At 74.3% G+C, this 21,499-nt stretch carries 24 protein-coding genes; 13 read left to right on the top strand and 11 right to left on the bottom strand.

All coding sequences use genetic code 11. The features are described from left to right. Nucleotides 1-43: 43 nt before the first annotated feature. Nucleotides 44-649, top strand: a complete 606-nt coding sequence (locus tag ACNJ93_RS07205) for a PadR family transcriptional regulator (protein ID WP_418956500.1) — start codon at nucleotides 44-46, stop codon at nucleotides 647-649. Here the strand turns inward: ACNJ93_RS07205 and ACNJ93_RS07200 are convergent. Next, on the bottom strand, nucleotides 574-1,113 hold the full coding sequence (locus ACNJ93_RS07200) for a flavin reductase family protein (RefSeq protein ID WP_418956499.1): 540 nt from the start codon (nucleotides 1,111-1,113) through the stop codon (nucleotides 574-576). The genes ACNJ93_RS07205 and ACNJ93_RS07200 overlap by 76 nt on opposite strands. A 99-nt stretch (nucleotides 1,114-1,212) precedes the next feature. Between ACNJ93_RS07200 and ACNJ93_RS07195 the strand changes: the two genes are divergently transcribed. The 5 genes from ACNJ93_RS07195 to ACNJ93_RS07175 all read left to right on the top strand — a co-directional run bounded on the left by ACNJ93_RS07195 (nucleotide 1,213) and on the right by ACNJ93_RS07175 (nucleotide 5,725). Then, on the top strand, nucleotides 1,213-2,805 hold the full coding sequence (locus ACNJ93_RS07195) for a FadD3 family acyl-CoA ligase (protein WP_418956498.1): 1,593 nt from the start codon (nucleotides 1,213-1,215) through the stop codon (nucleotides 2,803-2,805). Continuing rightward, a complete protein-coding gene (locus tag ACNJ93_RS07190) occupies nucleotides 2,802-3,875 on the top strand; it encodes an acyl-CoA dehydrogenase family protein (protein WP_418956497.1) in 1,074 nt (357 codons plus the stop codon). Before ACNJ93_RS07195 ends, ACNJ93_RS07190 begins: the two co-directional genes overlap by 4 nt. 94 nt (nucleotides 3,876-3,969) lie before the next feature. Next, nucleotides 3,970-4,710 carry a vWA domain-containing protein gene (locus ACNJ93_RS07185; protein WP_418956496.1) on the top strand — a complete coding sequence of 247 codons (741 nt, stop codon included), beginning with the start codon at nucleotides 3,970-3,972 and terminating at the stop codon, nucleotides 4,708-4,710. Nucleotides 4,711-4,826: 116 nt separating this feature from the next. Beyond that, nucleotides 4,827-5,207, top strand: a complete 381-nt coding sequence (locus tag ACNJ93_RS07180; protein WP_418956495.1) for a VOC family protein — start codon at nucleotides 4,827-4,829, stop codon at nucleotides 5,205-5,207. 41 nt (nucleotides 5,208-5,248) lie between these two features. Continuing rightward, complete coding sequence (locus ACNJ93_RS07175; RefSeq protein ID WP_418956494.1) at nucleotides 5,249-5,725, top strand: pyridoxamine 5'-phosphate oxidase family protein; 477 nt, start codon at nucleotides 5,249-5,251, stop codon at nucleotides 5,723-5,725. Nucleotides 5,726-5,826: 101 nt separating this feature from the next. On the opposite strand, the gene ACNJ93_RS07170 is transcribed toward ACNJ93_RS07175, so the two are convergent. Genes ACNJ93_RS07170 through ACNJ93_RS07160 form a run of 3 tightly spaced genes read right to left on the bottom strand, consistent with a single transcriptional unit; the run spans nucleotide 5,827 to nucleotide 8,824 of the window. Continuing rightward, entirely contained in the window at nucleotides 5,827-6,804 is a 978-nt protein-coding gene (locus tag ACNJ93_RS07170; protein WP_418956493.1) for an acyl-CoA dehydrogenase family protein, read from the bottom strand. Next, nucleotides 6,804-7,949 (bottom strand): acyl-CoA dehydrogenase family protein, encoded by a 1,146-nt coding sequence (locus ACNJ93_RS07165; protein WP_418956492.1) that lies wholly within the window; start codon nucleotides 7,947-7,949, stop codon nucleotides 6,804-6,806. The genes ACNJ93_RS07170 and ACNJ93_RS07165 overlap by 1 nt, the downstream gene beginning before the upstream one ends. Then, nucleotides 7,949-8,824: an enoyl-CoA hydratase gene (locus ACNJ93_RS07160; protein ID WP_418956491.1), complete on the bottom strand. Its 876-nt coding sequence runs from the start codon at nucleotides 8,822-8,824 to the stop codon at nucleotides 7,949-7,951. The genes ACNJ93_RS07165 and ACNJ93_RS07160 overlap by 1 nt, the downstream gene beginning before the upstream one ends. 47 nt (nucleotides 8,825-8,871) lie before the next feature. On the opposite strand from ACNJ93_RS07160, the gene ACNJ93_RS07155 reads away from it, so the two are divergent. From ACNJ93_RS07155 to ACNJ93_RS07140, 4 genes are read left to right on the top strand one after another with little or no spacing between them, the layout of a single operon-like run. Next, nucleotides 8,872-10,011, top strand: a complete 1,140-nt coding sequence (locus tag ACNJ93_RS07155; protein ID WP_418956490.1) for an acyl-CoA dehydrogenase family protein — start codon at nucleotides 8,872-8,874, stop codon at nucleotides 10,009-10,011. Then, on the top strand, nucleotides 10,008-10,793 hold the full coding sequence (locus tag ACNJ93_RS07150) for an SDR family oxidoreductase (protein ID WP_418956489.1): 786 nt from the start codon (nucleotides 10,008-10,010) through the stop codon (nucleotides 10,791-10,793). Before ACNJ93_RS07155 ends, ACNJ93_RS07150 begins: the two co-directional genes overlap by 4 nt. Before the next feature lie 15 nt (nucleotides 10,794-10,808). Next, nucleotides 10,809-11,420: a TetR/AcrR family transcriptional regulator gene (locus ACNJ93_RS07145; protein WP_418956488.1), complete on the top strand. Its 612-nt coding sequence runs from the start codon at nucleotides 10,809-10,811 to the stop codon at nucleotides 11,418-11,420. A 38-nt stretch (nucleotides 11,421-11,458) separates the two neighbouring features. After that, on the top strand, nucleotides 11,459-12,616 hold the full coding sequence (locus ACNJ93_RS07140) for an acetyl-CoA C-acetyltransferase (RefSeq protein WP_418956487.1): 1,158 nt from the start codon (nucleotides 11,459-11,461) through the stop codon (nucleotides 12,614-12,616). 56 nt (nucleotides 12,617-12,672) lie between these two features. Here the strand turns inward: ACNJ93_RS07140 and ACNJ93_RS07135 are convergent, their stop codons facing one another. From ACNJ93_RS07135 to ACNJ93_RS07115, 5 genes are read right to left on the bottom strand one after another with little or no spacing between them, the layout of a single operon-like run. Further along, a complete protein-coding gene (locus tag ACNJ93_RS07135; protein WP_418956486.1) occupies nucleotides 12,673-13,575 on the bottom strand; it encodes a tyrosine-protein phosphatase in 903 nt (300 codons plus the stop codon). Between the two features lie 28 nt (nucleotides 13,576-13,603). Then, nucleotides 13,604-14,653, bottom strand: a complete 1,050-nt coding sequence (locus ACNJ93_RS07130; RefSeq protein WP_418956485.1) for an NAD(P)H-dependent flavin oxidoreductase — start codon at nucleotides 14,651-14,653, stop codon at nucleotides 13,604-13,606. After that, on the bottom strand, nucleotides 14,653-15,363 hold the full coding sequence (locus tag ACNJ93_RS07125) for a CoA-transferase subunit beta (protein ID WP_418956484.1): 711 nt from the start codon (nucleotides 15,361-15,363) through the stop codon (nucleotides 14,653-14,655). The genes ACNJ93_RS07130 and ACNJ93_RS07125 overlap by 1 nt, the downstream gene beginning before the upstream one ends. After that, nucleotides 15,360-16,226: a CoA transferase subunit A gene (locus ACNJ93_RS07120; RefSeq protein WP_418956483.1), complete on the bottom strand. Its 867-nt coding sequence runs from the start codon at nucleotides 16,224-16,226 to the stop codon at nucleotides 15,360-15,362. The genes ACNJ93_RS07125 and ACNJ93_RS07120 overlap by 4 nt, the downstream gene beginning before the upstream one ends. Further along, on the bottom strand, nucleotides 16,223-16,981 hold the full coding sequence (locus tag ACNJ93_RS07115; protein ID WP_418956482.1) for an enoyl-CoA hydratase family protein: 759 nt from the start codon (nucleotides 16,979-16,981) through the stop codon (nucleotides 16,223-16,225). The genes ACNJ93_RS07120 and ACNJ93_RS07115 overlap by 4 nt, the downstream gene beginning before the upstream one ends. Nucleotides 16,982-17,049: 68 nt before the next feature. On the opposite strand from ACNJ93_RS07115, the gene ACNJ93_RS07110 reads away from it, so the two are divergent. Both ACNJ93_RS07110 and ACNJ93_RS07105 read left to right on the top strand, forming a co-directional pair. Beyond that, nucleotides 17,050-17,817 (top strand): SDR family oxidoreductase, encoded by a 768-nt coding sequence (locus ACNJ93_RS07110; RefSeq protein WP_418956481.1) that lies wholly within the window; start codon nucleotides 17,050-17,052, stop codon nucleotides 17,815-17,817. 33 nt (nucleotides 17,818-17,850) lie between these two features. After that, nucleotides 17,851-18,729: an SDR family oxidoreductase gene (locus tag ACNJ93_RS07105; protein WP_418956480.1), complete on the top strand. Its 879-nt coding sequence runs from the start codon at nucleotides 17,851-17,853 to the stop codon at nucleotides 18,727-18,729. Nucleotides 18,730-18,738: 9 nt separating this feature from the next. Here ACNJ93_RS07105 and ACNJ93_RS07100 read toward each other — a convergent pair whose 3' ends face one another. Both ACNJ93_RS07100 and ACNJ93_RS07095 read right to left on the bottom strand, forming a co-directional pair. Next, nucleotides 18,739-19,206 carry a MarR family transcriptional regulator gene (locus ACNJ93_RS07100; RefSeq protein WP_418956479.1) on the bottom strand — a complete coding sequence of 156 codons (468 nt, stop codon included), beginning with the start codon at nucleotides 19,204-19,206 and terminating at the stop codon, nucleotides 18,739-18,741. Between the two features lie 55 nt (nucleotides 19,207-19,261). Beyond that, the gene (locus ACNJ93_RS07095) at nucleotides 19,262-20,500 is read right to left on the bottom strand and encodes a PucR family transcriptional regulator (RefSeq protein WP_418956478.1); all 1,239 of its coding nucleotides are present in this window, start codon (nucleotides 20,498-20,500) and stop codon (nucleotides 19,262-19,264) included. Between the two features lie 204 nt (nucleotides 20,501-20,704). Between ACNJ93_RS07095 and ACNJ93_RS07090 the strand changes: the two genes are divergently transcribed. Then, complete coding sequence (locus ACNJ93_RS07090) at nucleotides 20,705-21,487, top strand: 2-keto-4-pentenoate hydratase (RefSeq protein WP_418956477.1); 783 nt, start codon at nucleotides 20,705-20,707, stop codon at nucleotides 21,485-21,487. The last annotated feature ends 12 nt before the right edge of the window (nucleotides 21,488-21,499 follow it).

The raw sequence follows: 21,499 nt of genomic DNA, 5'->3' as shown, positions 1-21,499 counted from the left end.
CAGGCATAGGTGGAGGGTGGAAGGGGTGCGTAGACTTCGCTGCGTGACGGAGAAGAAGACCGCCCGGCGGCACGAGGAGCAGGACATCCCGGCGCTGCCCGCGACGAGCTGGGCCGTGCTCGGACTGCTCTCCTTCGGCGAGGAGTTGTCCGGCTACGACCTGAAGAAGTGGTCCGACTGGTCCTTGCGCTTCTTCTACTGGAGCCCGTCGTTCAGTCAGATCTACGGCGAGCTGAAGCGTCTGGAGCAGGCCGGTTTCGCGGCCTCGCGGATGGTCGCCCAGGAGACCGGCACCCGCGACAAGCGGGTCTACCGGATCACCGACGAGGGCATGGCGGCCGTACGGACCTGGGCCCGCACCGCGCCCGTCGACCCGCCGGTGCTGAAGCACGGGCCGATGCTGCGGCTGTGGCTCGGGCATCTCCTGGAGCCCGAGCAGATGCGCGAAGTCCTCGGGCAGCACCGGGAGTTCGCGGAGTCGATGCGGAAGCGCGCGGAGGCCGACGTGGCCGGCGCGCAGACCGAGGAGGCGTGGAAGTACCCCATGCTCACCCTGAAGTGGGCCGAGCGGTACTACGCCTCCGAGCGGGACCTCGCCGACGCCATGCTGGCGGACATCGAGGAGCTGGAGCGCGGCAGCCGTCCGTAGCCGCGCCGGAAGTACAGCAGGGGGGCCGCGTCCTCGCGGTGCGCGGTCAGGGAGGTGACCCGGCCGAGGGCGATCGCGTGGTCGCCGCCGTCCAGGACGTCCGCGAGCTCGCAGACGACGCTCGCGAGCGCGCCGTCGAGCAGCGGGGCGCCGTTCGGGCCGGGCGTCCAGCGCACCCCGGCGAACTTGTCGCCGCCGGTCACCGCGAACCGGCGGCACACCTCCTCCTGGTCGTCGGCCAGCACGTTCACCGCGAACCGCCCGGCGGCGCGGATCACCGGCCAGGTCGTCGAGGTGTGCGCCGGGCAGAAGCAGACCAGGGGCGGGTCGAGCGAGACGGACGAGAAGGACTGCACCGCCAGGCCGGCCGGGCGGCCGTCCGGGGCGAGCGCGGTGACGACGGCGACGCCGGTGCAGAAGCCGGAGAGCGCCGGCCTGAGGTCGAGCAGGGGTGTGGTGGTCACGGGGCCTCCCGGGAATGTTCCTACTAGGTATATGCCTAACCGAAACACCTGTGATTGGATACCCGCCACGCTCATACGTCAAGTAGGGAGGGTGTCTCCTTGCAAGGCCGTACCTCCACCCAACTCCCCGCCCGCACCCGCGACTTGCCCCCCACTCTCGCCGCGCTGCCCGGCTGGGCCGCCGCCGTCCACGGCGGCCGCGAGGCCCTCGCCGACGGCGAGGAACGCTGGACCTTCGACCGGCTGAACGACGAGATCGCCGCCGCCGCGCGGGCCGCGCTCGCCCACGGCGTCGCGGCCGGCGACCGCGTCGCGATCTGGGCCCCCAACAGCCGCCACTGGATCACCGCCGCCCTCGGCGCGGTCGGCGCCGGCGCGGTCCTCGTCCCCGTCAACACCCGCTACAAGCCCGCCGAGGCCGCCGACATCATCCGCCGCAGCGGCGCGACCGTGCTCTTCACCGAGCACGACTTCCTCGGCACCGACTACGCCGCCGCCCTGCACGGCGCCGGCGAGGACCTCGGCGCGCTGCGCTCCACCGTCCCGCTGCACGGCCCCGGCTGGACGGCGTACCTCGCCGCCGGCGCCGCCGTACCCGACGCCGAACGGGCCGCCCGCGCCGCCGCCGTACGCCCCGACGACCTCTGCGACATCCTCTACACCTCCGGCACCACCGGCCGTTCCAAGGGCGTGATGACCACCCACGCCCAGACCCTGCGGCTCTACGCGGACTGGTCCCGGCTCGTCACCCTGCGCCCCGGCGACCGCTACCTCCTCGTCAACCCCTTCTTCCACACCTTCGGCTACAAGGCCGGGGTGCTGGCCTGCCTGCTCAACGGCGTCACGATGATCCCCGAGCCGGTCTACGACACCGACCGCATCCTGGAGCGCATGGCCGCCGAACGCGTCACCTGCCTGATGGGCCCGCCGACCGTCTTCCACGGCCTCCTCCACCACCCGCGCCGCGCCGCCCACGACCTGTCCGCGCTGCGCCTCGCCGGCACCGGCGCGGCCTCCGTGCCCACCGCGCTCGTCGAGGAGATCCGCGCGGTGCTCGGCGCGCCCGACGTGTTCACCGCGTACGGGCTCACCGAGTCCGGCGGCGTCGTCACCGTCTGCCCCACGGACGCCGACGCGCACACCGTGGCCCACACCGTCGGCCTGCCGCTGCCCGGCACCGAGGTCCGGATCGCCGCCCCGTCCGGCGACGCCCTGCCGCCCGGCGAGCCGGGCGAGGTCCAGGTCCGCGGCTACCACGTCATGCGCGGCTACCTCGACGACCCGGCCGCCACCGCCGAGGCGGTGACCCGGGACGGCTGGCTGCGCACCGGCGACATCGGGGTCCTCGACGACCGCGGATACCTCGCCATCACGGACCGGCTCAAGGACATGTACGTCGTCGGCGGCTTCAACGCGTACCCGGCCGAGATCGAGAACGTGCTCCTGGGCCACGAGGCCATCGCCGACGTGGCCGTCGTCGGCGCGCCCGACGCGCGACTGGGCGAGGTGGGCGTCGCCTTCGTCGTCACGGAGCGGGACGTCGACGCGGCCGAACTCACCGCCTGGAGCCGGGAACGGCTCGCCAACTTCAAGGTGCCGCGCCGCTTCGTGACGGTGCCCGCGCTGCCCCGGAACGCCGGCGGCAAGCTGCTCAAGGGCGAACTGCGGCGCGCCGCGAGGGGAGAGTCATGAGGGACACGCCGGAGCAAGCCGAACTGCGTCGCGCTGTACGGGCGTTGCTGGACCGCCACGAAGGCCACGCCGCCTGGCGCCCGCTCACCGGACGGATCGGCGCGGCCGCCCTCGCCGTCCCGGAGCGGCAGGGCGGGCTGGGCTGCGGGGTCGAGGAACAGGCGGTGGTGACCGAGGAGTTGGGGCGGGCGCTGAGTCCGGTGCCGTATCTCGGCTCCGCGGTCCTCGCCGTCACCGCCCTGACCGAGGCCGGCGCCGCGGTCCCGCCCGGCCTGACCGACGGGACGCACGTCGCCGCACTGGCGTGGGCGGAGGAGGCAGGGTGGGAGCCGGACACGCTGACGACGAGGGCGACGCCGGGCGGCGCGCGGGCCGGGGACCCGAAGGCGGACGGGACCGGCTGGTGCCTGAGCGGGGTGAAGGAGTACGTCCTCGTGGGGGACCGCGTCCCCGAGTTCGTGTACGTCTTCGCCCGGACCCCCGACGGGCGGCTCGGGTTCTTCGGCGCGGACGGGCCCGGCGTGGAGGTCGTCGCCGTGCCCGCGCTGGACCGGACGCGGCCGCTGGCCCGTGTGGTGCTCGACCGGGCGCCCGCGCGGCTGCTCCACGCCGACGGGGAGCGCGTGCTCGCCCGCGTGCGGGACGTGGGCGCGGTCGAGATCGCCGCCGAGTGCGCGGGCGCGGCCGGGCGGGCGCTGGAGCTGACCGTGCGGTACGCGAAGGACCGCGTCCAGTTCGGCCGGCCCATCGGCTCGTTCCAGGCGGTCAAGCACCGCCTGGCCGACCTGCACGCCCTGGTCGAGGGGGCCCGCTCCCTCGTGTGGGCCGCCGCTCGGGCGGACGGCACCGCCGCGTTCCCGCGGCTCGCCGCCGCCGCCAAGTCCGCGTGCGCGGAGGCGTACCGCACGGTCGCCGCCGAGACCGTCCAGCTGCACGGCGGCATCGGCATCACCTGGGAGCACCCCGCCCACGACCACCTCAAACGCGCCCACGCCACCGCCGTGCTGCTCGGCTCCCCGGAGGCCCACCGCGCCCGCCTGGCGCGGCTCCTCGGGCTCAACGCCGCCTGAGCGCCGACCCCTTGGCGCGCGGCCGCCCGCGTCACGTACGCTCGGCGCACCGCGACCGCCGCGTCGCCGTACGCCGAAACGGAGAGCCGCACCCATGGGCCTGAGCCTGCGCAAGATCGAGGAGTCCGCCCCGGCCCTGGTCAGCCTCTACAAGACCGCCGGGGTCTCGGTCCAGAAGCACGGCCTGGAGGGCCAGCGCGTCGCCGTGTACCTGGTGGTCGACTACTCGGGCTCGATGAAGCCCTACTACAACGACGGCAGCGTGCAGGCGCTCGCGGACCGCGTCCTCGGGCTCTCCACGCACCTCGACGACGACGGCCGCGTCCCCGTGGTGTTCTTCTCCACGGACGTCGACGCCGAGACGGACATCGAACTCGCCGACCACCAGGGCCGGATCGGCCGGATCGTCGCCGGCCTCGGCCACATGGGCAAGACGAGCTACCACCTCGCCATGGACGCGGTCATCGACCACTACCTCGACAGCGGCGCCACCGCGCCCGCACTGGTCGTCTTCCAGACGGACGGCGGGCCGATCAACAAGCTCGCCGCGGAGAAGTACCTGTGCAAGGCGGCGAAGCTGCCGATCTTCTGGCAGTTCGTGGGCTTCGGCGACCCGCACAGCCGGCAGTTCGACTTCCTGCGCAAGCTCGACGAGCTCGACGTGCCCGGCAAGCGGCCCGTCGACAACGCCGGCTTCTTCCACGCCGGCCAGGACCCGCGCGCCGTGTCGGACGCGGAGCTCTACGAGCGGCTGGTCTCGGAGTTCCCCGTGTGGCTGCGGGCGGCCCGCGCCCAGGGCATCGTCCGCGACGGGGTCGTGGGCGCGGCGTACTGAGCGGCGGGACGGGAGCGGACGCACCGGACGGCCGTTCGGGACCGGCCGTACCGAGCGGCCGTACCGGTCCGAAAACGCGTGGTCCGGCGTCGCCTCCGTCCGCGATAGTGGCGACCATGGCTTCTCTCGTGCGACACGTGACCTTCGACTGTTCCGACGCCTACGCGCAGGCGTCCTTCTGGGCCCAGGTGCTGGAGGGCAGGGTCTCCGACGAGGACGCGCCCGGCGATCCGGAGGCGCTGGTGGAGGCGGAGGGCGTGGGCGTCCTGTTCGTCACCGTGCCCGAGGCGAAGTCGGTGAAGAACCGCGTGCACTTCGACCTCCAGCCGCAGGACCGCACCCGGGACGAGGAGGTCGAGCGGCTGCTGAAGCTCGGCGCCACGCTGGTGGGCGACCACCGCCGGGAGGGCGGCCTGGGCTGGGTGACGCTCGCGGACCCGGAGGGCAACGAGTTCTGCGTGGAGCGCAGCAAGGGGGAACGGGAGCGCACGGAGTAATCCGGACGGAGGCTGTCGGGATTCTGCGGTTCGCTGGAGTCATGACGACGACTATGACGTGGCAGGAGTTCGAGCGGGCCGAGGCGGAGTTCGCCGCGACCGTGCGGGAGCGGTTCGGGAAGTACACGCACCACGTCCTCGCGACGCTGCGCGCGGACGGCTCGCCCCGGCTCAGCGGCCTGGAGGCCCGGTTCCCGCTGGACGAGCTGGTGCTCACGATGATGCCCGACTCCCGCAAGGCGCTGGACCTCCGGCGCGACCCGCGGTTCTCGCTGCTCGCCAACCCGGGCGAGGGCACGGAGATGGGCGGTGGCGACGTCCGGGTGTCCGGGCGGGTCGCCGAGGTGACCGACCACGAGACGCTGAGCCGGTTCGCGGACGCGCTCGGCGCTCCGCTGCCGTTCCATCTGTTCCGGCTCGCGCTGACGGAGGTCGTCCGGACGACCGTCGAGGACGACGAGCTCGTCGTGCGGACCTGGCGGCCGGGCCGCCCGGTCCGCACGGTCACCCGTACGTGAGGGGCCTCCGGTCGCCCGACGGGTCACCCGCCCGACCGGCAGCCGGTACCCGGCCGGCCGCCCGGTCAGGCCGGCCGTCCTTGTCCGGCCAGGCCGCCCGGTCAGGCCTCGGCCGCCAGCACCGCCGCCCGGCACTCCGCGGGCGTGCCCCAGGCGTCCCGCAGCGGGCGGGCCTTGCGGAGCCACAGCGACAGGTCCAGCTCCTCCGTGTAGCCGATCGCGCCGTGCAGCTGGAGCGCGGCGCGGGCGGCGGCGTACGCGGCCTCCCCGGCCGCGACCTTGGCCGCCGCCACGTCCGCCTCGCCGAGGGTGACCGCCGCGCCGTGCACCAGCGGCCGGGCGAACTCCAGGCCGATCAGCACGTCGGCGAGCCGGTGCTGCACCGCCTGGAACGAGCCGACGGCCACCCCGAACTGCGTCCGCTGCTTCGTGTACGCGACCGTCCGCTCCAGCAGCGCCCGCCCGAGGCCCAGACACTGCGCGGCGGTCGCCAGGGCGGCCCACCGGCGCGCCCGCGCCGCGGCCGCCGTCACGGCGGGCCCGGCGGCCAGCACCTCCCCGCCCGGCAGGGGCCGCGCGAGCCGCCGCCCCGGGTCGGCGGAGGCCCGTACGGCCTCGTGCCCCGGGGCGAGGACGAGCCGGTCGCCCGCCACGGCGAGCACCACGTCCGCGAGGTCGGCGTCCGCCGCGTACTCCCGCGCCGCCAGCGTCGCCACCACCGCGCCCGACGCCAGGTCCGGCAGGAACCGTTTCGCCGGGGCCTCGGCCCCCGCCTCCGCCAGGGCCGTCAGCAGCGCCGCTGCCGCCACCGTCTCCGCCGGCGGGCCCGGCACGGCATGGCGGCCCAGCCGCTCGAAGGCGACGGCCGTCTCCACCGGCAGCGGGCCCACCCCCTCGTACGCGTCCGGGACGGCGAGCGCGAAGACGCCCGCCTCCGCCAGCCGTGCCCACAGGGCGCGCCAGGGCGCGGCGTCGCCGGCCGCGCGGGCCCGGATCACGGCGGGGGTGTCCGCGGCGGCGAGCATCGCGTCGAGCGACGAGGCGAAGGCGCGCTGTTCGTCGGTGAGCAGGAAGGCCATCAGCGGCGTCCCTTCGGCAGGCCCAGCAGGCGCTCGGCGATGATGTCGCGCTGGATCTCGTTCGTCCCGGCGTAGATCGGCCCCGCGAGCGCGAAGACATGGCCCTCCGCCCACTCCCCGTCGGCGCGTTCGCCGTCCGCGCCGAGCAGGTCGAGGGCCGTCTCGTGCAGGGCGATGTCGTACTCCGACCAGAAGACCTTGTTCAGACTGGACTCGGCGCCGATCTCCGCACCGCCCGCGAACCGGGCCGCCCCCGCCGCCGTGAACAGCTGGTACGCCCGCGCCCCGATCACCGCGTCCGCGACCCGGTCCCGCAGCGCCGTGTCCCCCGCGTCGGCCCGGTCCCGCCACAGCCGGACGAGCCGGTCGGCGGCGGCCAGGAAACGGCCGGGGGAGCGGAGCATGAGCCCGCGCTCGTTGCCCGTGGTCGACATGGCGATCCGCCAGCCCTGCCCCGGCGCGCCGATCACGTCCTCGTCCGGCACGAACACCCCGTCGAGGAAGAGCTCCGCGAAGGCGGGCTTCCCGTCGAGCCGGCCGATCGGCCGGACCGTGACGCCGGGCGCGCGCAGGTCGAACATCAGGTACGTCAGGCCCTGGTGCGGCTTCGGGGCGTCCGGGTCGGTGCGGAAGATCCCGAACGCGCGGTCCGCGAACGCCGCCCGCGACGACCAGGTCTTCTGCCCGGACAGCAGCCAGCCGCCGTCGGTCCGGACCGCCCGCGAGGTCAGCGAGGCGAGGTCGGAGCCGGCCTCCGGCTCGGACCAGGCCTGGGCCCAGACCACCTCGCCGGTCGCCATCGACGGCAGCACCCGGGCCCGCTGCTCCTCGGTGGCGTGGTCGAAGAGGGTGGGGGCGAGCAGGTTGATGCCGTTCTGCGAGACCCGGCCCGGCGCGCCGGCCGCCCAGTACTCCTCCTCGAAGGCCAGCCAGTGGAACAGGCCGACGCCCCGGCCGCCGTACTCCTCCGGCCAGGAGACCGCCGACCAGCGTCCGGCGGCCAGTTCGGCCTCCCAGCGCCGGTGCGCGGCGAAGCCCTCGGCGGTCTCCAGGGACGGCAGCGGCTCGGCCGGCACGCGGCGGCGCAGCCACTCCCGCGCCTCCTCCCGGAACTCGCGTACGTCCGCGCTCTCGTGAAGATCCATCAGGACGACGCCTTCCTCTTCATCGCCGCCACGTCCATGCCGCCCAGCGGGTCGGCCGCGGTCTCGGCGTTGTGCGCGTGGGCGAGGTGGTGCAGGCCGAAGACGGAGTCCAGACCGGTGTGCAGGCCCTGGAGGTCCTCGGCCTGGTTCACCGCCCGCTTGGTCAGCGCGAGCCCCATCCGCGGCATCTCCGCGATCCGCAGCGCCAACGCCTCGGCCTCGTCCGTCAGTTCGTCGCGCGGGACGACGCGGTTGACCATGCCCAGCTCGTACGCGCGGCGGGCCGGCATCCGGTCCCCGGTGTAGAGGAACTCCTTGGCGATCCGCGGCGGCATCACCCACGGATGCGCGAAGTACTCCACGCCCGGGATGCCCATCCGCACCACCGGGTCCGCGAAGTACGCGTCCTCGCTCGCCACGATCAGGTCGCAGACCCAGGCGAGCATCAGCCCGCCCGCCACGCACGCGCCCTGGACCGCCGCGATCACCGGCTTCGGCAGCTCCCGCCAGCGCCGGCACATCCCCAGGTACACCTCCGACTCGCGGGCGTACCGCGCCTCCGCGCCGTGCTTGTCGGTGTGGTCCCACCACAGGCCGGCGCGCCGTTCGAAGGGGAGGTGGGCGTCGCGTCCGGGGCTGCCGATGTCGTGGCCGGCGGAGAAGTGCTCCCCGGCGCCGGCGAGCACGACCACCTTGACCTCCGGGTCGTCGGCCGCCCGGTAGAAGGCCGCGTCCAGGGCGTAGGTCATGGCGGAGTTCTGGGCGTTGCGGTAGCGGGGGCGGTCCATGGTGACGTACGCGACGGGGCCGCGGCGTGCGTAGCGGACGGGTTCCTGCGTCGCAGGGGCCGTGGGGCCGGCGGGATCCTGGGTCATTCCGAGCATCCTTCCCTAACAAGTGTTTGGTAGGTTAACGTACGGCCATGAGCACCGTCGAGGAGTTCCGCACCGAGGTCCGCGACTGGCTACGGACCCACCTCACCGGCGAGTTCGCCGCCCTCAAGGGCCTCGGCGGGCCCGGCCGGGAGCACGAGGCCTTCGCCGGACGGCTCGCCTGGGAACGCCACATGGCCGCCCACGGCTGGACCTGCGTCGGCTGGCCCGAGGAGTACGGCGGACGCGGCGCGAGCCTGGAGCAGCAGGTCGCCTTCCACGAGGAGTACGCCCTCGCCGACGCCCCCGCCCGCGTCAACCACATCGGCGAACAGCTCCTCGGCCCCACCCTGATCGAGCACGGCACCGCGGAGCAGAAGGCCCGCTTCCTGCCCCCGATCCGGAACGTCGAGGAGCTCTGGTGCCAGGGCTACAGCGAACCCGACGCCGGCTCCGACCTCGCGAACATCCGCACCCGCGCCGTCCGCGAGGGCGACGCGTGGGTGGTCACCGGCCAGAAGATCTGGACCTCGCTGGCCCACGAGTCCCAGTGGTGCTTCGTCGTCGCCCGCACCGAACCCGGCTCGCGGCGGCACGCCGGACTCTCCTATCTGCTGGTCCCGCTCGACCAGCCCGGCGTGGAGATCCGGCCCATCGTCCAGCTCACCGGCACCAGCGAGTTCAACGAGGTCTTCTTCGACGGGGCGCGCACCTCCGCCTCCCATGTCGTCGGCGCGCCCGGCGACGGCTGGCGGATCGCCCTGTCCACCCTCGGCCACGAACGCGGCGTCTCCACCCTCGGCCAGCAGGTCGGCTTCCGCCGCGAGTGGGAGGGCCTCGCGGAGCTGGCGCGCCGCAACGGCGCCGCCGCCGACCCGCTGATCCGCGACCGGCTCGTCCGCGCCTGGACCGGCCTGGAGGCCCTGCGCGCCACCGCCCTGCGCGGCGACGTCGACGCCTCCACCGCCAAGCTCGCCTGGTCGCACTGGCACCGCGACCTCGGCGAACTCGCCCTGGACGTGCGCGGCGCCGGCGCGCTCCTCGCCGCCGGAGAGCCCTACGAACTCGACGACTGGCAGCGGCTGTTCCTCTTCTCCCGCGCCGACACCGTCTACGCCGGATCCAGCGAGATCCAGCGGAACATCATCGCCGAGCGGGTGCTCGGCCTGCCGAAGGAGGCCCGCGCATGACCGGAGCCCCGCCGTACGTCGCGGGTCACGCCCTGCTGGACGGCCGTACCGCCGTGATCACCGCCGCGGCGGGCGCGGGCATCGGCGGGGCCACCGCCCGGAGGTTCCTGGAGGAGGGCGCGCGGGTGCTGATCGGCGACGCGCACGCCCGTCGCCTGAAGGAGACGGAGGCCGCCCTCGCGGCCGAGTTCGGCGCGGACCGCGTCGCCTCCCTGCCCTGCGACGTCACCGACGAGGAGCAGGTCGCCGCGCTGTTCGCGGCGGCGGTACGGCTGCACGGCCGGCTCGACGTCGTCGTCAACAACGCCGGCCTCGGCGGCACCGCGGCCCTCGTCGACATGACCGACGAGCAGTGGACCCGGGTCCTCGACGTCACGCTGAACGGCACCTTCCGCTGCACGCGGGCGGCGCTGCGCGGCTTCCGCGACTCCGGCGGCGGGGGCGTGATCGTCAACAACGCCTCCGTCGTCGGCTGGCGCGCCCAGGCCGGCCAGGCCCACTACGCCGCCGCCAAGGCGGGCGTCATGGCCCTGACCCGCTGTGCGGCCGTCGAGGCGGCCGCGTACGGCGTACGCGTCAACGCGGTCGCCCCGAGCCTCGCCATGCACCCGCACCTGGTCAAGGTCACCTCCGCCGAACTGCTCGCCGAGCTCACCGAGCGGGAGGCGTTCGGCCGGTACGCCGAACCGTGGGAGGTCGCCAACGTGATCGTCTTCCTGGCGAGCGGCTACTCCTCGTACATGACCGGCGAGACCGTGTCCGTCAGCAGCCAGCGGGCGTAGGCCGACAATGGAGCCGTGCCGAACAAGAAGAAGACCCAGGTGACCGCCACTCCCGAGCGGCGCCGCGAACTCCTGGACACGGCGGCCGAGGTGTTCGCCGCCCAGGGGTACAACGCCACCACCGTACGCAAGATCGCGGACGCGGCCGGCATGCTCGCCGGCAGCCTCTACTACCACTTCGATTCCAAGGAATCGATGCTCGACGAGATCCTCTCCACCTTCCTGAACGAGCTGTGGGAGCGGTACGACGCCGTGCTCGACGCCGGACTCGGCCCCAGGGAGACCATCGAGGCCCTCGTCACCGAGTCCTTCCGGGAGATCGACCGGCACCGCGCCGCCGTCGCCATCTACCAGAAGGAGTCCCGGCACCTCAGCGCCCAGCCCCGCTTCCACTACCTCGCGGACTCGCAGCAGAAGTTCGAGAAGGCGTGGCTCGGGACGCTGGAGCGCGGGGTCGCCGCCGAGGTCTTCCGGGCGGACCTGGACATCCGGCTCACCTACCGCTTCGTGCGCGACACGGTGTGGGTGGCGGCGTCCTGGTACCGGCCGGGCGGGCAGCACAGCCCGGACGAGATCGCCCGCCAGTACCTGTCGATGGTCCTGGACGGGATCGCCGTACGTTTGTGACCGATGCCGTCATATGAACGGACGAAGGAGCAGCAGCCATGCCCGAGGCCTACATAGTCGAAGCGGTACGGACCCCGGTGGGCCGGCGCAGGGGAGGGCTCGCACGGGTCCACCCGGCGGACCTGGGCGCCCACGTCCTGAAGGCCCTCGTCGCGCGCACCGGCATCGACCCGGCGGCCGTGGAGGACGTCGTCTTCGGCTGCCTGGACACCGTCGGACCGCAGGCCGGCGACATCGCCCGCACCGCCTGGCTCGCAGCCGGGCTGCCGGAGGAGGTCCCCGGCGTCACGGTGGACCGCCAGTGCGGCTCCTCGCAGCAGGCGGTGCACTTCGCCGCGCAGGGCGTGCTCTCCGGCACGCAGGACCTGGTGGTCGCGGGCGGCACCCAGAACATGTCGATGATCCCCATCGCCTTCGCCTCCCGGCAGGCGGCGGAGCCGCTGGGCCTCACCGAGGGCCCGTACGCGGGCAGCGAGGGCTGGCGCGCGCGGTACGGCGACGCGCCGGTCAACCAGTTCCACGGCGCAGAGCTCATCGCGGCCAAGTGGGGCATCACCCGCCGCGAACAGGAGGAGTGGGCGCTGCGCTCCCACCGGCGCGCGGTCCGCGCCCTCGACGAGGGCCGCTTCGCCCGCGAGACCGTCCCGTACGGGGACGTGACGGCGGACGAGGGCCCGCGCCGGGACACGTCCCTGGAGAAGATGGCCGGCCTGGCCCCCGTCGTCGACGGCGGCACGATCACCGCGGCCTGCTCCTCGCAGGTCTCCGACGGTGCGGCGGCCATGCTCCTGGCGAGCGAACGCGCGGTCCGCGAACACGGCCTGACCCCCCGGGCCCGCATCCACCACCTCTCGGTCCGCGGCGAGGACCCGATCCGCATGCTCTCCGCCCCGATCCCGGCCACGGCCCACGCCCTGAAGAAGACGGGCCTCACGATCGACGACATCGACCTGGTCGAGATCAACGAGGCCTTCGCCCCGGTCGTCCTCGCCTGGCTCAAGGAGACCGGCGCCGACCCGTCCCGCGTCAATGTCAACGGCGGCGCGATCGCCCTCGGCCACCCCCTGGGCGCCACCGGCGTCAAGCTGATGACCACCCTCCTCCACGAACTCGAACGCACCGGCGGCCGCTACGGCCTCCAGACCATGTGCGAAGGCGGCGGCCAGGCCAACGTCACCATCATCGAACGCCTCTGAACCCCGACAACCCCGAGGCGGCCCGGGAACGGCGGGCCGCCTTTCGGGGTGTGCGGTCAGGTGACGAGGCGGTCGTGGAGGGATCCGAGGGTGGACAGGTCCAGGGCGAGGCCGGTGGTGAGGTAGCGGTAGAGGGAGCCGTACTGCGACCGGGCCTCCGTCAGGGCGGTGTTCAGGTACTCCTCGCGGACCTCCTGGAGGGGGATGATCAGGTCCGGGTTCTGCATGAGGCCGGCCTGTTTCAGGCCCTCGCGGACCTTGGCGTCGTGGGCGGCGCGGAAGGTGTTGGAGGCCAGGTAGTCGGAGACGGCCGACTGCTCCGGGACGCCCACGGCGGTCAGGAGGAGGTAACTCGTCCAGCCCGTGCGGTCCTTGCCCGAGGTGCAGTGGTACAGGTACGGGGCCGTGCCGGGGCGGGACAGGTCGCGGAGGGTGGCGCCGAAGGCGGCGCGGTTGTCGGCGCTGGTGACGAAGCTGCGGTACACCTCGTGCATGAACGCCGCGGCCCGGCCGTTGCCGAGCATCTCCTCCTGGCGGACCGGGTCGCGGGAGCCGATCGCGGCGAGCAGCCGGCCGTACAGGCCGTTGTCCGTGATCGGGCGGGAGACCGCGGCCGTGCCGGCCGGGAGGCGGTCCGCGCCGTCGTACTGGACCTCCAGCGGGATGCGGAAGTCGACCGCCCGGCCGAGGCCCAGCGTCGCCAGGGTCGCGAGGTCCGCGTCCGTGAGCTTGCTCAGCGCGTCCGCGCGGTAGACCAGGCCGTGGCGGACCCGGCCGCCGGTGTACGTGAGGTAACCGCCGAGGTCGCGGACGTTGACCGCGCCCTGCAGCGGGATGTGCCGGATGGACTGGGCGGTGCTGCCGGGGCGGCGGCGCGCGGCCGTCGCGGTGGGGGAGAGGGCGGCCGCCAGAGCGGTGGCGGCCGCGGTGCTCAGGAGGGTGCGTCTGGTGAGGGGCATGACGGGACTCCCGGAGGGGGTCGGGGGTTCACCCTGGTGATGGCAGGGTGCGGAGCACGTGCTCGGCCTCGGCCATGACGCGGTCGACGAGTTCCGCGCAGGACGGCAGGTCCTCGATCACGCCGGCGACCTGGCCGGACGCCATGACGCCGAGGTCGGTGCGGCCCTCGACCATGGACGCCTTGAGGAGCATGGGGGTGTTCGCGGCGAGCAGGACCTGGCTCCACGACAGGTCCTTGCCGTGTTTCATCGCCAGCCCGTCGCGGACCATCCGGGTCCACGACAGGCCGGACACCTTGCGGAAGCCGGCGGCCCGGCGCACGGCCTGCGCCAGCGCCCGGACCCGGCCGGCCCGTTCGAGCGCCGCCACCATCTCCGTACGGAGCATCCGGTGCGGCAGCCCGTCCACGGCGGTGGTCACGGTGACGTCCTTCACCGTCGCCGTCAGGTACTTCGCCTTGACCGCGTCCGGCACCGTCGAGTCGGAGGTGAGGAGGAAGCGGGTGCCCATGGCCACGCCCGCCGCCCCGTACGACAGCGCCGCGACCAGGCCGCGGCCGTCGTGGAAGCCGCCCGCGGCGATCACCGGGATGCCGACGGCGTCGACGACCTGCGGCAGCAGGACCGTCGTCGCCACCTCGCCGGTGTGCCCGCCGCCCTCGCCGCCCTGCACGAGCACCGCGTCCGCGCCCCAGGCCGCGACCTTCTCGGCGTGCCGCCGCGCCCCGACCGACGGGATCACGACCACGCCCGCGTCCTTCAGCTCCGCGATCAGCTCGCGGGAGGGGGCGAGGGCGAAGGAAGCGACCTCGACCTGCTCCTCGATGATGATCCGTACGCGGTCCCGGGCGTCCCCGGCGTCGGCGCGCAGGTTCACGCCGAACGGCGCGTCCGTACGGGACTTCACCTCGCGCACCGCGGACCGCAGCTGCTCCACGGTCATCGTCGCCGAGGCGAGCATCCCGAGCGCGCCCGCCTGGGCGACGGCCGTCACCAGACGGGGTCCGGCGACCCAGCCCATGCCGGTCTGGACGAGCGGGTGCCGCACCCCGGTCAGCTTCGTCAGCGCGGTCTCCATCAGACCCGGACCTCCCGGTCCCGCAGTCCCTTCGGGTCGATGACCTCGCGGATCAGCCGCAGCTCGGCGGCGGTGGGCTCGCGGGTGCACGGGACCTCGTCCGGGACGGCCAGGTCGAATCCGGTGGCCGCGCGCACCTCGTCGACCGTGACGCCCGGGTGCAGGGACGCCAGGCGCATCGTCCGGTCCGGGGTGTCGAAGTCGAAGACGCCGAGGTCGCTGACCACCCGGGGGATGCGGTGGTACGGGCCGACGGCGTGGTCGTACCCGACCCCGCTGATCATGTCGACCTTCTCCACGAAGACGCGCGGTGAGTGCTTCGGGATCCAGTAACTCACCGGGTTGTTGAGGGTGTTGACCGGCGCGCCGCGCACGCCGAGGAGCTGGCGGGCCGGGCGCTCCCAGTCGCCGATGCAGGAGATGTTCTGGTTGCCGTACCGGTCGATCTGGCTCGCGCCCATCATCACGTGCCGCCGGCCGCCGGTGACCATCGTCAGGTGCCGGCGGTACGGCAGCCAGCCCTCCACCGAGCCGTCGAGGCCGACGAGCAGCGCCTCGCCGTCCGTGAGCAGCAGGTCCGGGGCGAAGCTGCGCCGGGCGAGCCGGGCGCCGAACGAGGACACCGGGGCCATCGCGGCCGCCAGCACCTCGCCGGCGCCGCGCCACGCCTCGGCGCAGGCCACGACACAGTATTCCGCGCGGGTGATCACTGCTGTCGCTCCTCGTGCCAGGCCTGGACGGCGGACTGGTAGTCGTGCTCGCTCGCGCCGGACAGGAACCGCGCGGCGAACTCCGGCCAGGGGGTGGTGGCGTACAGCTTCTGGAAGGCCTCGTCGCGCTCGTGGTCGGGGGCGCAGGAGGTGAAGTGGGCGCCGTTCGGGGCCTCGACGACGCCGGTGACGGAGTGCCGGCTCACCAGCAGGGACTGCGGCGGGGCGTCCTTGGTGAGCTCCGCCGTCTCGACGAGCCGCTCGCAGGAGACGTACGCGGTGTCGGCGGCCTCGCAGAACAGGTCGTCGAAGTACGGGTCCGGGCCGAGGTACTGGCCGTTGCCGAGCCGGTCGGCGCGGTTGAGGTGGACGAGCGCCGCGTCCATGCGCAGGGCGGGCACGGCGACGAACTCCTCGCGCACGCCGGCGTCGTTCGGGTACGGCGAGGTGACCGTGCGCAGCTCGGGGTTGACCCGCATCACGTCGGAGCCGAGCCCGGCGCGGACCGGCATGAACGGCAGCCGGTTGGCGGCCGCGTGCAGGCCCCACATGAACATCGCCTCGTCGAGCTCGGTGAAGGCGAAGTCGCCGCGCTCGCGGGCGGCGCGGAAGTGCGGTTCGAGGGGGACCGAGTCGAGGGTGGCGAAGGCGGCCACGAGCCTGCGGACGCGTCCGGCGGCGGCCAGCAGGCCGACGTCGGGGCCGCCGTACGAGACCACCGTGAGATCGGTGATCTCGGACCGGAGCAGCGCTCTGACCAGGGCCATCGGCTTGCGCCGCGAGCCCCAGCCGCCGATGCCGATCGTCATGCCGGAGCGGAGCCGGCCCACGACGTCCTCGGGGGTCATGGTCTTGTCGGTCATGCCTGTCGCTCCTTGCCGAAGGTGTCCCGGACGCGGTCGGCGACGCCGCTGAGGTTGGCCTCGAAGGTGAAGCCCTGCTCGAAGCGGTAGCTGCGGCGCACGTCGACGGGGTCGATGCCGTTGATCGCGGCCTTCGCCAGCCGGATCAGACAGCCGTCCTTCCGCGCGATCTCCCGTGCCAGCTCCAGGGCGGCGTCGAGGAGCCCGGAGCGCGGCACCACCCTCCACACCGAGCCGTGGGCGTGCAGTTCGGCGGCCGTGACGGTGCGCGAGGTGTAGTACAGCGTCCGCATCAGGTGCTGCGGGACGAGGCGCGCGAGGTGCGTCGCCGCGCCGAGGGCGCCCCGGTCCAGCTCCGGCAGTCCGAACACGGCGTCCTCGGAGGCGACGATCGCGTCGGCGTTGCCGACGAGGCCGATCCCGCCGCCCAGGCAGTGCCCCTGCACGGCGGCGACGACCGGGACCTCGCAGTCGTAGACGGCGGCGAAGGCGTCGGCGCAGCCGTGGTTAGCGCCGATCAGGGCGGTGTGCCCGCCGGAGGCGTGCTCGCGCTGCATCTCCTTGATGTCGACGCCCGCGTTGAAGCCGCGGCCCTCGGCGGCGAGCACCACGCAGCGGACCTCGGGGTCGCGGCCCGCCGCGCGGACGGCGTCGGCGAGCTCGTGCCAGCCGCGTACGGGCAGGGCGTTGACGGGCGGGAAGTCGACGGTGACGAGGGCGACGCCCTTGTCCGGGCTTGAGGTGGAGACACCCATGAGCGGATCAGCTACCTTTCCACCAAACATTTGTTAGGTGACTGCTTGGGCAGGAAAGGTAGCAGCCGATGGAGCTGGACGGGAGGGTTGCCGTCGTCACCGGCGGCACACGGGGCGTCGGAGCGGGCATCGCCCGGGCGTTCCTGCGGGCCGGCGCGCGGGTGGTGGTCTGCGCCCGCAGACCGCCGGACGCGCCGGTCGAGGAGGCGGGCCGGCAGGCCGAGTTCCGGCCGCTCGACCTGCGGGACGAGGCCGCGGTACGGGACTTCTTCGACGGGGTCGCCGCGGCGTACGGGCGGCTGGACGTGCTGGTCAACAACGCGGGCGGCGCCCCGTACCGGCTGCTCGGCGAGGGCGGCGCGCAGCGCCACGCGCGCGTGCTGGCGCTGAACCTCACCGCGCCGCTGACCGCCACGCTCGCCGCGTACGAGGCGCTGCGGGCGGCGCGCGGCTCGGTCGTGATGATCGGCAGCGTGAGCGGGGCGCGCCCCTCGCCGGGCACGGCCGCGTACGGGGCGGCGAAGGCGGGACTGGAGCACCTGGCCCGCTCGATGGCCGTCGAATGGGCGCCGGAGGTGCGGGTCAACACGCTCGTCCTCGGCATGGTCCGCACCGAACTGTCCGCCCTGCACTACGGGGACGAGGACGGCATCGCCGCCGTCGCCCGCACCGTCCCGCTGGGCCGGCTCGCCGAGCCGGCGGACGTCGGCGAGGCGGCCGTGTTCCTCGCCTCGGACCGCGCCGCGTACGTCTCCGGCGCCTCGCTGCTGGTCCACGGGGGCGGGGAGCGGCCCGCGTTCCTGGACGCCGCGACCGTCAACAAGCCGAACCGATAACCGAGTCAGCCCGCGACAACGAGGAGTACGAGCATGGGAATCTGCGACGGACGCGTCGTGATCGTGACCGGCGCCGGGCGGGGCCTCGGCCGGGCGCACGCCCTGGCCTTCGCCGCCGAGGGCGCGCGGGTGGTCGTCAACGACCTCGGGGTCGGCCTCGACGGGCGGCCCGGGGCGGACAGTCCGGCCGCGCGGGTCGTGGACGAGATCCGCGCGGCGGGCGGCGAGGCCGTCGCGCACGGCGGCGACGTGGCGACGGGGGAGGGGGCGGCGTCGCTGGTGGAGACCGCGATCGACGCCTTCGGGCGGCTGGACACGCTGGTCAACAACGCGGGCTTCCTGCGGGACCGGATGCTGGTCAACCTCGGCGAGGACGACTGGGACGCGGTGATGCGGGTGCACGCGAAGGGTCACTTCCTGCCCCTGAAGCACGCGGCGGCGTACTGGCGCGCGGCGTCGAAGGCGGGCCGCGAGGTGACCGCGCGGGTCGTCAACACGACGTCCGGGGCGGGGCTGCTGGGCAGCGTCGGCCAGGGCAACTACGCGGCGGCCAAGGCCGCGATCGTCGGCCTGACGCTGGTCGCCTCGGCGGAACTGGCCCGGTACGGCGTCCAGGTCAACGCGATCGCCCCGGCGGCCCGGACCCGGATGACCGAGGAGGTCTTCGGCGGGCTGGACGCCGCGCCCGAGGACGTCTCCCCCCTGGTGGTCTGGCTCGGCTCGCCCGCGTCGGCGGGGGTCACGGGCCGCGTCTTCGAGGCGGAGGGCGGCCGGATCACCGTCATGGAGGGCTGGCGCCCCGGCCCCACGGCCCACCGCGAGCCCCGCCGGACCCCGACGGAGGCGGGCGAGACCACGCTGAAGCTCCTCGCCGAGGCCTGTACACCGGGGGCGGTGTACGGGGCGGGGTGACGGACTCTCCTACCGCGTCAGCCTGGCCGTGGCCGTGCGCTGCCGGGCGGTGGCGGCGGTGAGGAAGCGGGTGATGGTCTCCAGCTCCTCCGTGGTGAACTCCTCGTAGAGCTCGCGCACTTCCCGCGACCAGTCGTCGAACAGCGGGGCCAGTTCGGCCAGTTTCTCCGGGCGGGGCTCGACGAGCACCCGGCGCTTGTCCGTCGGGTGCTTCACCCTCCGTACGAACCCCTTGCGCTCCAGGCGGTCGACCAGGCCGGTCACCGAGGCCGGGGCCAGGCCCGAGTGCTCGGCCAGCTCCTTCGCGGTGAGCGCCCCGTGCCGCTGGAGCAGGTCGAGCGTCTTGGTCTCGGTCGCGCCCAGGTCCTGCTTCGCCGCGACCGCCGTGTGGAAGGCGACGGCGGCGGCGCTGGAGTCACGGCCGGCCGCGGTGAGGGCGGCGATCGCCTCGGCCCGGCGGGGAGTCTGCTCGCTCATGGCGGCAGCCTCTCATATCTCTTTCGTTCGACGGAACGAAAGAGAGCCGTGCGCCTCAGCGCCGGGCCAGTTCCAGCACCCGCAGGGCGAGCGCCCAGCCCAGCCGCGCCTCGCCCGACTCCGCGGGCCGGCCGGTGAGTTCGGCGACGCGGCCGATGCGGTTGAGGACCGTGTTGCGGTGGCAGTACAGCCGGTCCGCGGTGCGCGAGGCCGAGCAGCCGGTGTCCAGCCAGACCCGCAGCGTCTCCAGCAGCACCTTCCGCTCCGCGCCGCTGCGCAGCACCCCGTCGAGGTGCCTCACCACCAGCCGCTCGGCGAGCTCCCGGTCCGCGCCCAGGACCGCGTGCACGAGCCGCTCGTCCAGCTCGGCGACCTCCGCGCCGCCCGGCGGCAGCGTGCCCAGCGCCCGTACCGCCAGCCGGAGCCCCTGGTCGGCGAGGGTCAGCTCCTCGAAGGGCGGGGAGATCCCGGCGGCGCGGCCGAGGTCCCGCCGCAGCACCTTGGCCAGCGCCTCCGTACCCGCCGCGCCTGTGCCCGGGTCCTTGCCCGCGCCCGCCCCCGTACCCGCGTCCGTCCCGGCCGCGCCGAGTCGCACGAGCCCGGCCAGCCGCTCGCCGCGCGGCCGCCAGAACGACCACAGCCCCACCGCCTCCAGCGCGGGCGCCGGGTCCGCGGGCGCGGCCGGGTCCTGGGCGACGACCACCACCGCGTACCGGCCGCGCCGCGGCACGCCGAGCGCGTCGGCCGCCGCCGCGGCCACCGCCGGATCGCCGCCCCGGCCGTCGAGCAGCGCCTCGAACAGGGCCCCGCGCCGGGAGTCCTCCCGGTGCTGCAGCTCCAGGGTGGTGATCCGGTACGTGTCGGCCATCACCGACGAGTAGCGGTCGATGGTCTCCCACACCGCCCCGGCCATGTCCCCGACCATCCGCTGCTCGGCCGGCGACCGGTCGCGCATGCGGTCGGCCATCGCCTGCCAGATCACCCGGCCGCCGCGCCGGTACGCCTTCAGCACGGTCGCCAGCGGCATCCCCTGCTCCGCGCGGAGCCGTCCGGTCTCCGCGGCCGCGGCCTCGATGCGGCAGCCCGCCTCCCGCAGGCCGCCGAGGTCCTTCAGGGCCAGCTCCACGTTGCGGCGGCAGGTCACGCGGAGATCCGCGCGCGAGACCGGACGGCCCGAGGCGTAGAGCGGGCTGTGGGCGTGGATGTCGGCGACCAGCGCGTCCGTCAGCCGCTCCAGCTCGCCCAGCAGCGTCACGGCCAGTTCGCGGCGCAGCCCCCGCTCGTCCTCGTCCATGGCCGCAGGCTAGGCGTCTGCACCGTCCCGGGGAAGATCGCGGGGCCGTTGCCCAGGCCCCCGCCCCGATCCTGGGCGTCCGCACAACGGAGCCCCGCCGGCGCCGGGTACGGGCCCGCCGCCGGCGACGGGCCGGTACCCGGATTCCCGGACAGTGGGAAAGCGGCCTCCCCCGCCGGACCCGCCGCTGCCTAGCCTCGCCGCATGCTCACTGCTGAAGCGCTGCGGGAAGTCGCCGAGGGGCTCGCCCGGGCCGAGCGAGGCCGTGTGCCGGTCGGTCCCCTCGCGGACCGGTACCCGGGGATCGACGTCGAGGACGCGTACCGCGTCCAGCTGCTGGGCGTCGACGCCCGGCTCGCCGCCGGCGCCCGCGTCGTCGGGCACAAGGTCGGGCTCTCCTCACCCGTCATGCAGCGCATGATGGGCGTCCCCGAACCCGACTACGGGCACCTCCTCGACGACATGGGCCTCGACCCCGCCGTCCCCGTCGACGTCGCCCGCTACTGCGCCCCGCGCATCGAGGTCGAGGTCGGCTTCGTGCTCGGGGAGGACCTGCCCGGGGACGGGTGCACCGTCGAGGACGTGCTCGCCGCCACCGAACACGTCGTCCCCGCCCTGGAACTGATCGACAGCCGGATCGCCGACTGGCGCATCGGGATCGTCGACACCATCGCCGACAACGCCTCCTCCGCCGGGTTCGCCGTCGGCGCCGGCCGCGATCCGCGCACCCTCGACCTCACCGCCGTCGAGGCCGTCCTCCACCGGGACGGCGTCCCCGTCGCCTCGGGACGCTCCGACGCCGTGCTCGGCGACCCGGCCGTGGCCGTCGCCTGGCTGGCCCGGACCGTCGCCCGGTTCGGGGTGCGCCTGCGGAAGGGGCACCTGGTGCTGCCCGGCTCCTGCACCCGCGCCGTCGACGTCGCCCCCGGATCCACGTACACCGCCGAGTTCAGCGGACTCGGCTCCGTCTCCCTGTCCTTCCGCTGAGCCCCCGCCGAG

This window comes from Streptomyces tritici, from assembly GCF_048500665.1.
Lineage (GTDB): Bacteria > Actinomycetota > Actinomycetes > Streptomycetales > Streptomycetaceae > Streptomyces > Streptomyces tritici.
This window is presented reverse-complemented; position numbering and strand designations above follow the sequence as displayed.

Coding starts and splice junctions, on each gene's coding strand:
- ACNJ93_RS07190 (WP_418956497.1), top strand. CDS start 2,802: ATGAGGGACACGCCGGAGCAAGCCGAACTGCGTCGCGCTGTACGGGCG.
- ACNJ93_RS07185 (WP_418956496.1), top strand. CDS start 3,970: ATGGGCCTGAGCCTGCGCAAGATCGAGGAGTCCGCCCCGGCCCTGGTC.
- ACNJ93_RS07180 (WP_418956495.1), top strand. CDS start 4,827: ATGGCTTCTCTCGTGCGACACGTGACCTTCGACTGTTCCGACGCCTAC.
- ACNJ93_RS07175 (WP_418956494.1), top strand. CDS start 5,249: ATGACGACGACTATGACGTGGCAGGAGTTCGAGCGGGCCGAGGCGGAG.
- ACNJ93_RS07170 (WP_418956493.1), bottom strand. CDS start 6,804: ATGGCCTTCCTGCTCACCGACGAACAGCGCGCCTTCGCCTCGTCGCTC.
- ACNJ93_RS07165 (WP_418956492.1), bottom strand. CDS start 7,949: ATGGATCTTCACGAGAGCGCGGACGTACGCGAGTTCCGGGAGGAGGCG.
- ACNJ93_RS07160 (WP_418956491.1), bottom strand. CDS start 8,824: ATGACCCAGGATCCCGCCGGCCCCACGGCCCCTGCGACGCAGGAACCC.
- ACNJ93_RS07155 (WP_418956490.1), top strand. CDS start 8,872: ATGAGCACCGTCGAGGAGTTCCGCACCGAGGTCCGCGACTGGCTACGG.
- ACNJ93_RS07150 (WP_418956489.1), top strand. CDS start 10,008: ATGACCGGAGCCCCGCCGTACGTCGCGGGTCACGCCCTGCTGGACGGC.
- ACNJ93_RS07140 (WP_418956487.1), top strand. CDS start 11,459: ATGCCCGAGGCCTACATAGTCGAAGCGGTACGGACCCCGGTGGGCCGG.
- ACNJ93_RS07135 (WP_418956486.1), bottom strand. CDS start 13,575: ATGCCCCTCACCAGACGCACCCTCCTGAGCACCGCGGCCGCCACCGCT.
- ACNJ93_RS07130 (WP_418956485.1), bottom strand. CDS start 14,653: ATGGAGACCGCGCTGACGAAGCTGACCGGGGTGCGGCACCCGCTCGTC.
- ACNJ93_RS07120 (WP_418956483.1), bottom strand. CDS start 16,226: ATGACCGACAAGACCATGACCCCCGAGGACGTCGTGGGCCGGCTCCGC.
- ACNJ93_RS07115 (WP_418956482.1), bottom strand. CDS start 16,981: ATGGGTGTCTCCACCTCAAGCCCGGACAAGGGCGTCGCCCTCGTCACC.
- ACNJ93_RS07110 (WP_418956481.1), top strand. CDS start 17,050: ATGGAGCTGGACGGGAGGGTTGCCGTCGTCACCGGCGGCACACGGGGC.
- ACNJ93_RS07105 (WP_418956480.1), top strand. CDS start 17,851: ATGGGAATCTGCGACGGACGCGTCGTGATCGTGACCGGCGCCGGGCGG.
- ACNJ93_RS07100 (WP_418956479.1), bottom strand. CDS start 19,206: ATGAGCGAGCAGACTCCCCGCCGGGCCGAGGCGATCGCCGCCCTCACC.
- ACNJ93_RS07095 (WP_418956478.1), bottom strand. CDS start 20,500: ATGGACGAGGACGAGCGGGGGCTGCGCCGCGAACTGGCCGTGACGCTG.
- ACNJ93_RS07090 (WP_418956477.1), top strand. CDS start 20,705: ATGCTCACTGCTGAAGCGCTGCGGGAAGTCGCCGAGGGGCTCGCCCGG.